This is a genomic window from Paenibacillus sp. PvR133, assembly GCF_017833155.1.
Taxonomy (GTDB): domain Bacteria; phylum Bacillota; class Bacilli; order Paenibacillales; family Paenibacillaceae; genus Paenibacillus; species Paenibacillus polymyxa_B.
In genome coordinates this window covers 5,250,692-5,266,228 of the sequence record NZ_JAFIBS010000001.1, presented here as the reverse complement: position 1 = coordinate 5,266,228, position 15,537 = coordinate 5,250,692, and the positions used below count along the sequence as shown (strand labels likewise).

Sequence of the window (15,537 nt, the reverse complement as noted above, 5' to 3'; positions counted from 1 at the left end):
GATTCAAATGGAGTGATGTTGAACTCTGTTGTATGCTGCAACGAAAGGATGTTTTGCACCATGATGGGAAGAGCCCATTTGATTATTGGAACCGGGGTCTCCCTGTCGGTATTAGCTTTAAGTGGATACGAAGTGACCCCGGCTGCCGTGGCAGCTGCTGTGGTCGGTTCACTGTTGCCGGATATTGACGAGCCTAACTCCATGCTCGTGAGCCGTGCGCTGCCAACCCAAATGCTTAGGCTTATACAGCTTCTAATGATTGGGGCTGCTGGTTGGGTATTTTTCACCCGTTTGGCTCCACCGCCATGGAATCTTGTTTTGGCTTTGCTGATGATCAGTGCTTCTTTTATGCCTTCACGATCCATGCGCAAGGTTATTATCTTTCTAATTGGTATCGGCCTAGCCTGGTATGGAGAATCATATGCACCGTGGAATTATATCGCCGGGTGTCTGCTGATCATTTGTACGTTAGTCCCACACCGAGGGTTGACACATACGGTGTACGGGACAGTCGCATGGACTGCGCTGCTTTATGGTACGACACGTTTGCACGGTGACAGCATATGGCTGGCTGGAGGTATGGCGTATTTGCTGCATTTACTGGCAGATTCCTTGACGAATAATGGAATTAAACCTTTGCCGCCGTTTAAATGGAAGCTGCGATTTAAATTGATGAGTACTGGAACCCGGAAGGGAGCTAAGGTAGAAAACGTCTGCGTTGCTTTAACTACTGTACTTGTAGTGATTGCTTTGCTTCGTTATAAGCATTTGATTTGATATGTTCTATCTTTTGTTTCTATTAAATTAAAAAAACAGTCAATGCACGTTGTACGTGTCTTGACTGTTTTTTTATAGATTGCGATTCTCTGTTACACCTTAGGCTCGTTCAATAATGGTATTCAGCGTTGTACGATCCAGATTTTGAACCAGCTTGATGATCAGCTCTTTGGCTGCATCATAATCATCAGTGTGAATAATGGACGAGGAAGTATGGATGTATCGTCCACAGATGCCTATGACGGTGGATGGCACGCCAATTCCGCTCAAGTGTACTTGGCCCGCATCGGTTCCTCCTGTGGAGATGAAATATTGATACTTGATTTTGTGAGTTTCCGCCATGTCTTGCACGTATTCCACAATTCCGCGATGTGTAATCATACCCGGATCAAATACCCGCAGCAGTGCGCCTTTACCAAGGTGCCCGTAAGCATTCGGGTCGCCGTTCATATCGTTGGCTGCACTGCAATCCAGTGCAAAGAATATATCCGGCTGAATCAGATTGGCCGCTGTGCGTGCACCACGCAGTCCCACTTCTTCTTGAACAGTGGCCCCTGCATACAATGTATTGGGAAGCTTGTCTTTTTCTTTATGTAATGCTTCAAGCAGTTCAATAGCTAAGCCTACACCGTAGCGGTTATCCCATGCTTTAGCCATGATTTTTTTAGGATTTGCCAGTGGAGTGAAATCACAGATCGGCGCAATGGCCGTTCCTGGTACGATCCCCAGATCTTGCGCTTCTTGTCTGCTGTCTACGCCGATATCCAGATACATATGCTTGATGTCCATAGGTTTGCTGCGTTGCGATTCATCCAGCAAATGAGGCGAGACAGAGCCAACTACACCGATAACTGGGCCTTTTGGAGTCAATACTTGAAGACGTTGTGACATAATGGCTTGGCTCCACCAGCCTCCAACCGGCTGAAAACGAATCATTCCAGTGTCCGTAATACCATTCACGATAAAACCGACTTCATCCAGATGGCCTGCCACCATTACACGTGGTCCACTCTCTTGACCGCGTAGCACCCCAAAAAGACTGCCCAATCGATCTTGCACGATTTCATCGGTATAACCGGATATTCGTTCCTTAACCCATGCCCGCAACTCACGCTCATGTCCAGGAATGGAAGGAAACTCCGTTAAGGTTTTAAACAATTCCAATGTTTTTGATTCCATGATGTATACCTCACTCCTTATTAATTAACCAGTGGTCGTCATGTATTCAGTATGAATGGATTTGTATCGAATGTCCACGATATCATTTTCCTGACATAACATTTCTCCAAAAAGCTCATAATGAAAAAGACCCAAGCAATTCGAACCGCCAAGCGCGAAAACTTACAGATAAGGGGTGGTGAATGATGCCAGCTAAATCCGGGCAGCGCGGTTTTCGTACCAATACGTCGCCGCTGTCCATAAATGAGAAGGACTATCAGAATATTTCACAAAAGCATGAACCCTCGAGGAAAGTATTTGCCAATTGTGTGCGCGCTTTTCTGGTTGGAGGCGGGATCTGTGTGATTGGACAGGCGATTCAAGAGGCTTTTATGGCAGGAATGCACATATCAGCCAAGGAGGCCGCCCCGCCAACCTCATCCATGATGATCTTGCTGGCGGTCATATTAACCTGTATCGGGGTTTACGATAAGGTTGCCCAATGGGCAGGAGCAGGAACAGCTGTGCCAATTACAGGCTTTGCTAACTCCATGTGTTCGGCTGCATTGGAATATCGTTCTGAGGGACTGGTGCTCGGAGTGGGCGCGAATATGTTCAAGCTGGCAGGCTCAGTTATCGTATTCGGGGTGGTGGCCGCATTTATCGTAGGCGTTATATATGCCATCCTTGGTGTGGGAGGCAATCACTTATGAGAAGACAGGGAGGACAAACCTGGAAGTTTGAATCAAGACCGCGCATCATTGGAAGTGCCACTGTTGTGGGCCCAGATGAAGGAGAGGGACCGTTGTCCACAGATTTTGATTATATTTATGACAATATAGAAATCAACGAGAAAACGTGGGAAAAAGCGGAACGTAGATTGATTGAGCATTCTACAGAGCTGGCGCTAATTAATGCCAATTTGAACAAAGAAGAAGTGCAGTTTTTTATTAGTGGTGATCTGATGAATCAGATTATCAGTAGCTCCTTTTCGGCTAGCAAGCTGGCTATTCCCTATTTGGGTGTTTTTGGAGCCTGCTCAACATCAATGGAAAGCTTAGCCTTAGCCGCACTTATTGTGGACTCAGAGGCCGGTGACTACGTGATGGCGGGTACGACCAGCCATAACTGTACTGTAGAAAAACAATTCCGCTATCCTAATGAATACGGATCACAGAAGCCTCCTACGGCTCAGTATACTGTTACCGGTTCCGGCGCCGCAATTGTAGGACATGCCAAGTCAGGGACGGTGGTAGATTGTGCTACCATTGGACGTGTAATGGACATGGGCATTAAAGACCCTTTTAATATGGGTGGAGCCATGGCTCCCGCGGCTGCGGATACGCTGTTGTCTCATTTTCGAGATACTGGCCGTGACCCTGGTTACTATGATCTCATTGTAACGGGCGATTTAGCCTCAGTGGGGCTACCGATTGCCAAGGAGCTGCTCAAAAAAGATGGGTTCGATATGAATCAGACGGAATTTAATGATTGCGGTTTGCTGATTTACGACATCAATAAGCAAAAGAAAGTCATTGCAGGAGGCAGTGGTTGTGGCTGCTCGGCTGTTGTAACCTACGGGCATTTGTTGAAGAGGATTGAAAAAGGAGAGCTGCAAAAGGTACTGGTCGTGGCGACCGGAGCGTTATTATCTCCTTTGACTACACAGCAGGGTGAAAGCATTCCTTGTGTTGCCCATGCTGTAGCTTTTGAAGCGGGAGGAACAGTATGATATTTCTATGGGCTTTTTTAGTGGGTGGTGCCATTTGTGTCGTGGGCCAGTTGATGATGGATGTGTTCAAAATGACGCCGGCACATACGATGAGTACGTTGGTAGTTGCAGGTGCAATTGCTGATGCTGTTGGGATATACGATCCGCTTATTAAATTTGCAGGGGCGGGTGCGACCATTCCAATTACCAGTTTTGGTAACTCACTTGTACACGGCGCATTAACCGAATTGGAGAAGGACGGATGGTTGGGTGTCATTACAGGGATCTTTAGTCTGACAAGTGCAGGAATTTCCTCTGCGATTATTTTCTCTTTTCTGGCATGCTTGTTTGTTCGTCCAAAAGGAAGCATATAAAGGCAGCGTACTTTAGATTTGACATAGTAAAATAAATAACTGTATACATGTGCCCTTCGGATTAATGTCCGAAGGGTTTTTAATTGTTCGGCACATGAAAGATCGAAAGAAGGATGGAGTATGAATAATACGGGCAGGGGGTTGAGTGTACTCTGTGCCCACCTTCATGTACAATAATAGGAAACATGTTGCTATCTAGGAGGTTTACAGAGCTATGCCCGTACGTCAAGAATCTGTGCAGATTGTATCTGCAATCCGTTCTAATCTGGAATCATGTATATTAGGTAAATCCTTTGAAATAAAATTACTGCTTACGGCTATGCTGGCGGGTGGACACATTCTGATCGAGGACGTTCCGGGTACGGGGAAAACGCAAATGATCAAGGCTCTTGCCAAATCCATGCGCGGTGATTACCGCCGTGTTCAATGTAATCCTGATATTCTCCCGAGTGATATTACAGGGGTATCCATATTTCATCCACGGGACGAGCGTTTTTATTTCCGTCCGGGTCCTGTGATGACTAATATTTTACTGGCGGACGAAATTAACCGAGCGACGACGAAAACCCAGTCGGCTCTGCTGGAGGTTATGGAGGAACGCAGTGTGACGGTGGATGGGGACACGCATATGTTGCCTCATCCTTTTATGCTGTGTGCGACACAAAATCCGATTGATTTTGAAGGCACTTATATGTTGCCGGAAGCACAGTTAGATCGTTTTATGCTCAAAATCAGCTTGGGTTATCCTGACATGGAGACGGAGCGAAACATGCTGCTTCATCATCAGGCAGGCCAGCCAGCAGACCGTCTGGAGGCTGTAGCTCATATGGAGCAGGTTGCTGACATCCAGCAGGAAATTAGAGGAATTTATATGGAAGAAGCAGTGACGTCCTATTTACTTGATATCGTGCGTGCGACAAGAGAACATCCATCCGTGCTGCTGGGAGCTAGCCCCCGGGCGGCGCTTGCTTTTGTAATGGCTGCGAAGGCATACGCTTTTCTGGACAACCGTGACTATGTGCTGCCTGATGATGTGAAGGCGCTGGCACCTTATGTGCTAACGCATCGTTTGTTGCTGCGTCCCGAGGCGCGTCTGGATAGTTCCAATGCTCAGTCCGTGCTCCAAGCTGTCCTTCGGCAGGTTCATGTACCCGTACGAATGGAGCGTCCTTAGGGAATGAATATGGTCAAAAGGAAGCGCAGGCTTCCCCGGCTGTCAGGCCGCATCTGGCTTCTGGTGGTCATATGGGTGGTGTGCCTGCTATATTTGTTGTTTCAGGGCGGCAAGACGTCGGTCATGCTGTTGTCTATGGTTACGCTGTTAATCGTTTATTTATGGATCGTTGGTCTGAGCGGAGTTCGCCGTGTGCAAGGCTCCCGGCAGCTTTCGCAAGGCTCGGAGTTTGGAGAACTGCTGCATGCGGGAGATCAGGTGCATGTAAAGCTGAGCCTCAGCATTCCTGGTTTTCTTCCGTTACCCTATGTCATTGTCCGTGAGGTCCTCAAGCGGCATACAGGTGAATCCTGGTCGTTTGAGGACAGTGTCATTCCCAGTCTAAAAGGGGGCGGTCAGCTTACATTTCAGACTCCCGCTTTAGAGCGAGGAAGCTACCACTTTGAGGAAACTGAATGTGTGAGTGAGGACATCTTCGGTCTGTTAGAGCACAAAGGCAGCTTGAACGCACGCGGTGAATTTCGGGTGCTGCCCCGAACGGTATTCATTCCGTATTGGCAGATGAATGACCGTCGCTCAAGGATGTCTGGACCGCAGACCGTTCAAACTCGAACGCGGCGTGAGACGACACAAATTAACGGTGTACGGGACTATGTATATGGAGATCGGTTTTCGCGCATCCATTGGAATGCGACGGCTCGTACAGGTAGCTGGAAATCCAAGGAATTTGAGCATGAGACCGTTCCAAAAACGATGCTTGTGCTGGACGTACACATGAAGCATTATGTAAACGCCGAACAGTTTGAGCTAGCTGTATCCTCTACCGCTTCATTGCTGGAATATGGTGGACGGGAGCGAATGGGGGTTGGATTGTGCACAGCTGGAGAAAAAGGCACTGTCTTTCAGCCAAGTGAGCAGACAATGGAACGACAACGAATGATGCATCACTTGGTAGACATACACACAACTTCACAAGGTAGCTTGAAATCCGCTGTAGAAAGCAGTGTGCGCCAGTTTCCGAAAGGCTGTTATTTTATACTGATTAGTCCGCTGAATGATTATCAGGCGATGGAGCTTCTTCGTTGGGCCGATACCCGAGGGATGACTCCGTGCCATGTCTATATCGGAGAAGGTTCTGCTGAGGGAGAAGCTGAAAAATGGATGAGCATGCTTCGTGCAAGGGGAATCAAGGGCTACGATGTTGAGAGCCTTGAAGAGCTCCCGGCTGTAATGGGGGGAGGGACACTATGAAGAGCTGGTTACAATCGTTAAAGGGTTCCTGGGCCCCCGCTTTTACATTTTTATGGATTATTATTATTGCCATGCAATGGGTTTCTTTTGCTTCCGAATTATGGCTGGAAGAGACAAGAGCACTTGTACTGATGACCATTACAATGCTGGCTCTGGTGAAGATTGTACTACCATTTCGTCCTTGGATTGAATTTATTGTTAAGGCGGCGGCGCTGTTTTTTATTTTGTATCGGACATTGGTGTCTTACTCCATCATTATCCCCTTCGGAGGGGTAGCCAATCGCCTGGACCAATTTATATCCAATATGTCTCCTTATATTTGGTTTTCCCTCATCGCTTGGCTAGTTATTGAAATGGTGCCGCTCATCGTTACAACGAAACAGCGGATTCTTGTTTTTGTGGGTATTAATATCGCCGCGCTGGCAGTGCTTGATTCCTTTACGCCAACTGTGCTGTGGGAGGAGGTTGCCTGGATCGTCTTTGCTGGTATGGGTTGGCTAGTGACACAGCATCTGCAGTATTTTCGGCAGCATTATCCTCAAGGGTGGAAGCATATTCGACGCTATCCATATAAAATAGCAGCCAATATTGCGGTCATTTTTGCGCTCATTATTATGGCTGGTGTCAATATGCCCGAGGTACAGCCAGCTTTGACGGATCCCTATACAGCGTGGACCCAGAGAAATAGCTCAACCACCGCCGGGATTAGCAATGGATCTGGGGCACTGAATCAGCGGATGAACACCGCATCAGGTTATAGTCGCCAGGATAATCGGTTAGGTGGAGGTTTTAATTTTGATTATTCTCCTGTCATGACCATCACGACCACTCAACGAAGCTATTGGCGGGGGGAAACGAAACGAACCTATTCCGGTACAGGCTGGAGTGACGGGGGCAACGATGATCAAACGCTAAATGATGTTCCAATGACCGCAGAGCTTGAAAACACACAAGAAACGCGGCATTCGACTGAGCAGGTCGTTCAGACCATTACGATGCAAAATGACCAGAGCTATCCTGTTCTGTTTGGTGCCTATTCGGTACAGCGTGTTCAATCGGTGGACAGAGATTCACGGGCAGACGGGTTACGTTGGAACCCGGAACAGGCGGAACTGCTTTGGAATCCATCCTCCCGAAGAACTGCTTATCCTAAAACGTATACTCTGGTATCACATGTCCCTGTGATCCCTGAGAAAGAGCTACGCACAAAAACTTTTAATGAGTTGTACGGAAAAAACAAACAGGATGCCTATCTACAAATTCCAGATGAGTTGCCACAGCGGGTTCGTGATTTGGCTCAGAACGTAACGTCAACGGCGAAAACGCCGTATGAAAAAGTCGGATTACTACAGCAGTATTTGCAGCAAAATTATGCATATACGAACAATCCGGACCTCTCACGGAAAAGAAGCAGAGATTTTGTGGATGCCTTTCTGTTTGAGATTCGGGAGGGCTATTGCGATTATTATTCCACCTCATTAGTCATGATGGCTCGCTCTGTTGGGGTTCCAGCCCGTTGGGTTAAAGGGTATGCACCTGGTCAGCAGACGTTTTCAGATGATGCAACAACGGGCGAAGGTGACGAAAATATGTCCTCTTACTCCGTGACAAATGCGGATGCTCATTCCTGGGCGGAAGTATATTTAGGTGAATACGGTTGGGTTCCTGTAGAAGCTACGCCTGGCTTTGATATGCCGCTGCTTACGGAACAGGAGGATTCAAAGACTCCAGAAGCCCCAGAGGTTAAAGATCATCCTGAACCAGAACAGCCTGAGCAGAACCCGCAGACTGATCCGGAGGAAGGTTCAAAGATTCATCCTGTAATTATAGGTTCTGCTGCTGCAATTCTGCTGCTGTGGGCTGCTTATATCGTCTGGCGTAATCGGGCAGACATTCACTTTTATCTGCTGCGTTTACGCAGAGGTAAGCCGCTGACCCCGGATGAAAAGGTGGTCGTCGAAACTGAGCACTGGTTAAGGTACATGCGAAGAAAGGGATTTGTCCGCGCCAGTCACGAAACGCTGAGGGAATCAGTTGATAGATGGTCGCTAGAAGTACCGGAACAAGCTTCTATTTTACATCAGCTGCTTGGACGATTTGAACAAGCGCGTTATAGTCCCTCATCCGTAACCGCAGAAGATTGGCATATGGTTCGCCAGCAAGCCTCTCTGTTACACAAAGAAGGATGGATAAAACGATGGGCTGGACGAAAAGCTGCGACGGATCAGAAGGATCAAGACTAGTCTATTTTTGATTTGGTTCAATTTGCCGTCTATTTTAATCTTTAGCTATATATTTAGTGAAAAAGCTGTCCGTTTGTTGCGGATAGCTTTTTACTAAGCCATAGTAATATGGTATAGTTTGTCGTATGAAACTGAGGTGACCGACGTTGTTTGAAATGCTGATGCCCAAATTACGGGTGAATACCGTCTTTGATATTGATCTTGAAGGCTTGTACGCTCAAGGATATCGCGGCATTATTACGGATCTGGATAACACGCTGGTCGGCGCAAAAGCGCCGAATGCGACTCCCGAGCTGGTGGCCTGGTTTGAGAAGGTCAAACAGGCGGGTTTTAAGCTTGTCATCGTGTCTAACAACAATATGGACCGTGTATCCGTGTTTGCTACGCCTTTGGACATTGAATTTATACATGCCGCACGGAAGCCTTCCAACTCGTCTTTTCGTAGAGCCATCCGTATGATGGGGCTGACTCCGGAAGAGACTATTATGGTCGGAGACCAAATGTTGACGGACGTATTGGGAGGTAACCGACTGGGATTGCATACGGTGTTGGTGCTACCGATATCCATTCATGATGAAGGAGTCATGACCCGATTTAATCGGCGGTTGGAGCGAATCGCGCTCACAAGGTTACGTAAGAAAGGCTTATGGCTTGAGGAGGAAAAGAAGAATGACTGAAAGACCTGACGGCGGCACTGCCGTCAAATGTAGTGGTTGCGGTATCACCGTGCAGACCACTAGCCCGGAGCTTCCGGGATATATTCCTGAAAAATTGCTTACTCGCGAACCTGTCATCTGTCAGCGTTGCTTCCGGATCAAAAACTATAATGAGACGTCTTCAGTGACGGTGAATCAAGATGAGTTCTTGAAGCTGCTCAGCCAGATTGGGGACAAGGATGCGCTCGTCATCCACATTGTAGATATTTTTGATTTTGAAGGTAGCTTGATTTCCGGTCTGCAACGCTTTGTAGGCTCCAATCCGGTTATACTGGCTGTGAACAAGACCGATTTGCTGCCTAAGGTAACGAATTGGAACAAGGTGCGTAACTGGGTACAAAAGCAAGCGAAGGAGCAAGGACTACGCACAGAAGAAATCGTACTGTGCTCAGCTAAAAAAAATCAGGGCTTTGACCGTCTGTTGGATGTGGTATCTGAGCTCCGTGGTAACCGTGATGTATATGTAGTCGGAGCGACAAATGTGGGTAAATCGACGCTTATTAACCGCTTGATTCGTGATTATAGCGATATGGAGCAGGAACTCACAACGTCCCGTTACCCGGGGACTACACTCGATATGGTAAATATTCCGCTCGACGACGGCAAGCACATTATTGATACTCCGGGTATTGTATACCCTTGGCGATTCAGTGAGATTGTCTCCCGTCAGGACTTGAGTGCTATTATGCCGGACAAGCCGCTGAAGCCTGCTGCGTATCAGCTTGATGCCGGACAAACATTGTTTTTCGGCGGTATGGCCCGATTTGATTTTGTGGAGGGTCAGCACCAATCATTTACCTGCTATATTAACGGTGGTCTTAAAATACATCGCACGAAGCTGGAGCGGGCTGATCAGTTGTTCGCTGATCATGCCGGGGAATTGTTATCTCCGCCAACACGCGATCAATTGGCAGAAATGCCGGAATGGACAAGACATGAGTTCCGCGTTCCACGCAAATCTCCATCGGACATCTACATTTCCGGTTTGGGATGGATCAGAGTGAATAGCGAGAACGGAGCTCTGGTTGCGGTTCATGCTCCTCGGGGAGTCCGTGTGCTTTTGCGGCCTGCGTTGATATAACGTTGCTGTAACCATGTTATAGGGCGGCAAGGAACAGGTACTGGTTCCTGCCGCCATTCATGTATTTGTGCGGCCTAATATTTTGCAATATGGGGGAGAGCAACGATGAACAGCGGGGAGTCTGAAGCGACCGAACAAGGTCTTGTACTATTGGGCGTATTGGGTGATCCGATCAAGCACTCCAAATCGCCTCTTATGCATAAAATAGCTTTACAGGCAGCGGGGATTGAAGGAGATTTTGTACCTCTTCATGTCAAACCGGATCAGCTGGAAGATGCCATGAAGGGGATTCGCGCTATGCATTTCCGCGGAGTCAATGTGACGATTCCCCATAAAGTCGAGGTTATGAAATATCTGGATGAGATTGATGAAGGGGCCAGACTCATTGGCGCTGTCAATACGATAGTGAATGACAATGGACGGCTCAAGGGCTATAACACGGACGGAATTGGCTACGTACGTTCCCTCAAAGAAGAGACTTCTGTCGATTTGAAGGGCGCAAGAATTGCTGTTCTTGGAGCCGGAGGGGCTGCTCGTGGCGTAATTCATGCTCTATTGGAAGAGCAACCGGAATCGGTTATTATTTTGAACCGAACACGTGACAAAGCTGAGCAACTAGCATTAGAGTGGACGACGGAGGCGATCCCAGTGAGGGGTTATTCCAACGAGGATGCCAAGAACGTGCTCGCCACAGTGAATGTGTTGATTAACACAACCTCGGTGGGAATGTCCCCTTTATCGGATGAACTTCCACTGGAAACGAGCTTGATTCCGGAGGGAATCATTGTGAGTGATTTGATCTATAATCCGCTGGAAACGAGACTTTTACGGGAAAGCCGTGAACAGCGCGGCTGCACTGTACATGGGGGCTTGGGCATGTTCGTGTACCAGGGGGCTGTGGCTTTTGAGTATTTTACAGGGGTTGTCCCTGCTGTAGAGCAAATGAGAGCGGCTGTGCTGAGTAGCCTGTCGTAAGTAAGATTGTACATTAAAATTATGGAAATGCTGCATTGCATATGTGGCGACGAAGGGGTTAAATATACATGTTAACAGGTAAACAAAAAAGATATTTGCGTTCAATGGCGCATCATTTGGACCCGGTTTTTCAAGTAGGCAAAAACGGTACGAATGAGCATCTTATGCGTCACATCAACGATGCGATTGAAAAGCGTGAGCTGATGAAAGTGCAAATTTTGAACAACTGTTTGGACGACAAACATGAAATTGCGGAAGAACTGGCCGCGGAGACAGGTTCTGAGCTTGTTCAGATCATCGGGAGCACTATTATTTTGTACAAAGAATCCCGTGATCATAAGGAAATCGAGTTGCCTAGAGGATAACACGCGGGGAGAAAATTATGAAAATCGGTATTATGGGTGGTACATTTGACCCGATTCATATTGGACATCTGCTGGCTGGAGAAGCGGCAAGAGATGCCTATGGGCTGGATCAAGTATGGTTTATGCCTTCTCATATTCCTCCGCACAAGCATCAGGCGGGGGCGAGCGGTAAGGAGCGTCTGGAGATGACGAGTGAAGCGGTAGCGGGTCATCCTGCTTTTGAAGTGCTGAATATTGAAGTGCTTCGCGGGGGAGTATCCTATACCATTGACACGATCAAGGAGCTTCAGGAGTTGCACTCTGCTGTGGATTTTTATTTTATTATTGGTGCGGATATGGTGAACTACTTGCCTCATTGGCAGGGAATTGAGGAACTGGCGCAGCGAATTTATTTTATTGGTGTTCGGCGCCCAGGGTTCCAGCTTGCGTTGGATGAGTTGCCGCATTATTTGCAGGACAAGGTACTGATGGCGGATATGCCAGTGGTGGACATTTCGTCGACGGATATTCGAGAGCGTGCTGCGGAAGGGCGTACCATCCGTTATCTTGTGCCTGATCGTGTGCATGACTATATTACAAGGGGCGGTTTGTATGAAGTACAGCCGTGAGCAATTAATGGAAGCCGTATCTGGTCAAATGCCTGAAAAGCGCTGGAAGCACACACTAGGTGTTATGCATACCTCAGTTGAGCTTGCGCAGCGATATGGAGCAGATCCGGATAAGGCCGAACTGGCGGCTATTTTGCATGATGTAGCGAAATATTGGCCTGTCCAGCAGATGGAAGAGGTGATTCGCAGTCATCCCGAATGTAATCAGGAGCTTTTGGAACATGACAAGCAGCTCTGGCATTCAGAGGTAGGATACTGCGTTGCAGCAAGAGATTACGGAGTGGATGATCCGGAAATAAGGAATGCGATCCGCTGGCATACGTCAGGACGCGTAGGTATGAGCCTGCTGGATAAAGTCGTGTGTCTCGCTGATTACATCGAACCGGGACGGGATTTTCCGGGGGTTGAGCATATCCGTAAACAGGCAAAGAAAAGCTTGGAGCAGGGCCTTATCGCTGGATTTGACTCCACGATTACATTGTTGCTGGAAAAGAAAAAGGTTATTTTTCCACTGACAGTCTTGTCGCGCAATGACTTGATTCAACAACTAAAACAGAGAAAAACGGAGGTTCATGAATGACCCTAACTAATGAGCAATTAATGCAAACAGCGGTTGATGCTGCAAATGATAAAAAGGCAATGAATATTGTCGCACTGGATTTGCGGGGAATATCACTAGTAGCTGATTATTTTGTCATCTGCCACGGTAATTCGGATACACAGGTACAGGCGATTGCAACAGAAATTCGCAAACGCGCTCATGATGAAGGTGTAACCATCAAAGGAATCGAAGGAATGGATTCCGCCCGTTGGGTTCTAATGGATTTGGGGGATGTCGTAGTGCATGTCTTCCATCGCGACGAGCGCGAATACTATAACATTGAACGACTCTGGTCGGATGCTAAGGTTGTGGAAAAGGTATGAGTTTGATCGCCGGTACTTATGTCACCATTATGGTGGATCGTGAGGTATCTCCTTTCGGTTATTTTCTCACTGTTGGTGAGCAGGATGTGCTGCTGCATTATACGGAGCTGACACGTGAAATCGAAGTTGGTGAACGGTTGGAGGTATTTATTTTTCACGATACAGAGGACCGTTTGGCCGCAACCATGAAAAAGCCGTTCTTGTCGTTGGGCGAAATGGCAAAGCTTGAGGTGGCCGATGTGCATCCGCGTTTGGGTTGTTTCCTGGAGATGGGATTGGGTCGTCAGCTTTTGCTGCCGATTCGTGAGTTGCCAGAAAACCGAGATTTACATCCTCGGGTGGGCGACTACGTGTATGCCATTATGGAGCATGACAAGCAAGGCAGATTGCGAGCTAAGCTGGCAGGGGAACAGGAGCTGGCTCCGTTGTGCTTCCACGCCCCTGATTCGTGGTTAAATACATGGGTGCAGGCGACTGTGTACAAGCCGCTTCAGATGGGCACATTCGTCCTGGTGGACGGAGGTGTGCTTGGTTTTGGCGCGATTGGAATGATTCATTCCTCGGAGCGTAACCGGATGCTTCGCTTGGGCGAAGAGGTCAAGGTACGGGTCACGCTTGTTCGGGAAGACGGTCGGGTCAATCTGGCGATGTCACCACGCAAGGAAGTAGGCCGTGATGAGGATGCGGAGCGGCTGATTGCTTTTCTGAAAGAGCGTCCGGGCGGCGGCATGCCTTATTCTGACGCAACACCGCCGGATATTATCAAACAACGGTTTGGTATTAGTAAATCCGCCTTCAAGCGTGCGATGGGCAAGCTGATGAAGGAAGGACTGGTTACACAAAAGGAAAACTGGACCTACCTGGTGGAGAATATACCTGAACCGAAGGACGGGAATGGGGAATAAAAAATGGCTTCTTACCGGAAGTTTGCCTATGTGTATGATGAGCTGATGCAGGACATGCCGTACCCGGACTGGTTGCGCTTTGCACGGCAGGCTTGGGATCAGTACGGTATGCCGCATACGGTGGCCGAGCTGGGCTGCGGAACGGGTTCGATTACGATTCCTCTAGTTAACTCGGGCTTCGAGGTGGCTGGAATCGACTTATCCTCTGACATGCTGGCAGTAGCCCGCCGCAAAATGGAAACCACTCCACAGGGACAGCGATTGTTTCGTGAGGGAAGCGTTCGCTGGATACAGCAGGATATGAGAGAATGGATTTTACCCGAGCCTGTGGATTCTGTAATTTCTTTTTGCGATTGTCTGAATTACTTGTTGGAGGAAGAAGATATAATTTCTACTTTTCGCAGAACGCATGCTGGTCTGAAGCCTGGCGGAACCTTCTTGTTCGATGTACATCATCCGCAGACGTTTTTACGTTATGATGAAGAGCAACCATTCGTACTGGATGAACGCTCTATCTCGTATATCTGGACATGTGCGTTGGACACTCCCCGTTGTGAAATTGAGCATCATCTTAGTATCTTTGCGAAAGCAGAACAAGTAGGACGCGATCTATACCAGCGTTTCGAGGAAATACATGTACAACGTGCCTATGACCCAGACTGGATGAAGGCAGAATTGTCCAAAGCGGGTTTTCGTGATGTGAAGGTATATGCGGATTTTGAATGGGTAGAAGCAGAAGATGACGCGGCGAGACTGTTTTATGTTGCTGTAAAATAGCAAGGCTTCATTTAGCGAGTATGGGAAAAGAAAGACGCTTTTCATGATGACATGAAGGGCGTCTTTTTGCACTCATATATTCACTTTATAGCTCAGCTGAAGCTCATCACCCGGTACACCCCGAATGCCCCAGTTCTGTTTGGGTGTTTCAAATATAGTAATCTCAAGATCCTGTGGAGAAATACCCAAAAGATCGTTAATTCTTTGGAATAACAGGTTAATGAGTTGCTTCTTAGCTTCTGTCGTTCTGCCTTCAAAGATACTGATTTCAATAATGGTGTACACCTCAGAGCGACCATCGGCATATATAAAGTCTTCCTGATCCATAGGAAAAAAACGATGAAACCTCTTGTCAGGAGGATATTTGAACGCATCCACCACAGCAGAATGAATCACCTCTGAAAGTTGCTTTTTGATTGGATTTAGAGTTTCTTTTATTCCGTAAATTTTAATCTGTGCCATTTCTCAGCTCACCTTTCTTATCTCAACTCATCTCAA

General features: G+C 47.7%; 18 protein-coding genes. 16 read left to right on the top strand and 2 right to left on the bottom strand.

Features of this window, described 5'->3' with window-relative positions; translation table 11 throughout:
* Window positions 1-60: 60 nt before the first annotated feature.
* Complete coding sequence (locus JOE49_RS22960) at window positions 61-777, top strand: metal-dependent hydrolase (RefSeq protein ID WP_209942950.1); 717 nt, start codon at window positions 61-63, stop codon at window positions 775-777.
* A 99-nt stretch (window positions 778-876) separates the two neighbouring features.
* Here JOE49_RS22960 and JOE49_RS22955 read toward each other — a convergent pair whose 3' ends face one another.
* Window positions 877-1,956, bottom strand: coding sequence for a M42 family metallopeptidase (locus JOE49_RS22955; RefSeq protein WP_209942948.1), 1,080 nt, complete (start codon window positions 1,954-1,956; stop codon window positions 877-879).
* A gap of 185 nt (window positions 1,957-2,141) precedes the next feature.
* Here JOE49_RS22955 and spoVAC point away from each other — a divergent pair, with 185 nt between their 5' ends.
* The 15 genes from spoVAC (at window position 2,142) to JOE49_RS22880 (ending at window position 15,039) form a co-directional block, all read left to right on the top strand.
* A complete protein-coding gene (spoVAC, locus tag JOE49_RS22950; RefSeq protein WP_023989538.1) occupies window positions 2,142-2,648 on the top strand; it encodes a stage V sporulation protein AC in 507 nt (168 codons plus the stop codon).
* Window positions 2,645-3,667 carry a stage V sporulation protein AD gene (spoVAD, locus tag JOE49_RS22945; protein ID WP_023989537.1) on the top strand — a complete coding sequence of 341 codons (1,023 nt, stop codon included), beginning with the start codon at window positions 2,645-2,647 and terminating at the stop codon, window positions 3,665-3,667. Before spoVAC ends, spoVAD begins: the two co-directional genes overlap by 4 nt.
* Entirely contained in the window at window positions 3,664-4,020 is a 357-nt protein-coding gene (gene spoVAE / locus JOE49_RS22940; protein WP_013311204.1) for a stage V sporulation protein AE, read from the top strand. Before spoVAD ends, spoVAE begins: the two co-directional genes overlap by 4 nt.
* A 214-nt stretch (window positions 4,021-4,234) precedes the next feature.
* Window positions 4,235-5,194: an AAA family ATPase gene (locus tag JOE49_RS22935; RefSeq protein ID WP_209942946.1), complete on the top strand. Its 960-nt coding sequence runs from the start codon at window positions 4,235-4,237 to the stop codon at window positions 5,192-5,194.
* A gap of 3 nt (window positions 5,195-5,197) precedes the next feature.
* On the top strand, window positions 5,198-6,445 hold the full coding sequence (locus JOE49_RS22930) for a DUF58 domain-containing protein (RefSeq protein ID WP_209942944.1): 1,248 nt from the start codon (window positions 5,198-5,200) through the stop codon (window positions 6,443-6,445).
* Complete coding sequence (locus JOE49_RS22925) at window positions 6,442-8,688, top strand: transglutaminase TgpA family protein (protein ID WP_209942943.1); 2,247 nt, start codon at window positions 6,442-6,444, stop codon at window positions 8,686-8,688. Before JOE49_RS22930 ends, JOE49_RS22925 begins: the two co-directional genes overlap by 4 nt.
* A gap of 146 nt (window positions 8,689-8,834) precedes the next feature.
* Window positions 8,835-9,365, top strand: a complete 531-nt coding sequence (locus JOE49_RS22920; RefSeq protein ID WP_013311200.1) for a YqeG family HAD IIIA-type phosphatase — start codon at window positions 8,835-8,837, stop codon at window positions 9,363-9,365.
* Window positions 9,358-10,485, top strand: a complete 1,128-nt coding sequence (gene yqeH / locus JOE49_RS22915; RefSeq protein WP_028540435.1) for a ribosome biogenesis GTPase YqeH — start codon at window positions 9,358-9,360, stop codon at window positions 10,483-10,485. Before JOE49_RS22920 ends, yqeH begins: the two co-directional genes overlap by 8 nt.
* A gap of 105 nt (window positions 10,486-10,590) precedes the next feature.
* Window positions 10,591-11,460 carry a shikimate dehydrogenase gene (aroE, locus tag JOE49_RS22910; protein ID WP_025723402.1) on the top strand — a complete coding sequence of 290 codons (870 nt, stop codon included), beginning with the start codon at window positions 10,591-10,593 and terminating at the stop codon, window positions 11,458-11,460.
* 68 nt (window positions 11,461-11,528) lie between these two features.
* On the top strand, window positions 11,529-11,825 hold the full coding sequence (gene yhbY / locus JOE49_RS22905) for a ribosome assembly RNA-binding protein YhbY (RefSeq protein WP_013311197.1): 297 nt from the start codon (window positions 11,529-11,531) through the stop codon (window positions 11,823-11,825).
* A gap of 17 nt (window positions 11,826-11,842) precedes the next feature.
* On the top strand, window positions 11,843-12,433 hold the full coding sequence (gene nadD / locus JOE49_RS22900) for a nicotinate-nucleotide adenylyltransferase (protein WP_209942940.1): 591 nt from the start codon (window positions 11,843-11,845) through the stop codon (window positions 12,431-12,433).
* Window positions 12,417-13,013: a bis(5'-nucleosyl)-tetraphosphatase (symmetrical) YqeK gene (gene yqeK / locus JOE49_RS22895; RefSeq protein WP_209942938.1), complete on the top strand. Its 597-nt coding sequence runs from the start codon at window positions 12,417-12,419 to the stop codon at window positions 13,011-13,013. The genes nadD and yqeK overlap by 17 nt, the downstream gene beginning before the upstream one ends.
* Window positions 13,010-13,357, top strand: a complete 348-nt coding sequence (gene rsfS, locus JOE49_RS22890; protein ID WP_013311194.1) for a ribosome silencing factor — start codon at window positions 13,010-13,012, stop codon at window positions 13,355-13,357. Before yqeK ends, rsfS begins: the two co-directional genes overlap by 4 nt.
* Window positions 13,354-14,262: a CvfB family protein gene (locus tag JOE49_RS22885; RefSeq protein WP_053325801.1), complete on the top strand. Its 909-nt coding sequence runs from the start codon at window positions 13,354-13,356 to the stop codon at window positions 14,260-14,262. Before rsfS ends, JOE49_RS22885 begins: the two co-directional genes overlap by 4 nt.
* Before the next feature lie 3 nt (window positions 14,263-14,265).
* Window positions 14,266-15,039 (top strand): class I SAM-dependent DNA methyltransferase, encoded by a 774-nt coding sequence (locus JOE49_RS22880; RefSeq protein ID WP_053325800.1) that lies wholly within the window; start codon window positions 14,266-14,268, stop codon window positions 15,037-15,039.
* Window positions 15,040-15,111: 72 nt separating this feature from the next.
* On the opposite strand, the gene JOE49_RS22875 is transcribed toward JOE49_RS22880, so the two are convergent.
* Window positions 15,112-15,501 (bottom strand): tautomerase family protein, encoded by a 390-nt coding sequence (locus JOE49_RS22875; RefSeq protein ID WP_209942936.1) that lies wholly within the window; start codon window positions 15,499-15,501, stop codon window positions 15,112-15,114.
* Window positions 15,502-15,537: the final 36 nt, after the last annotated feature.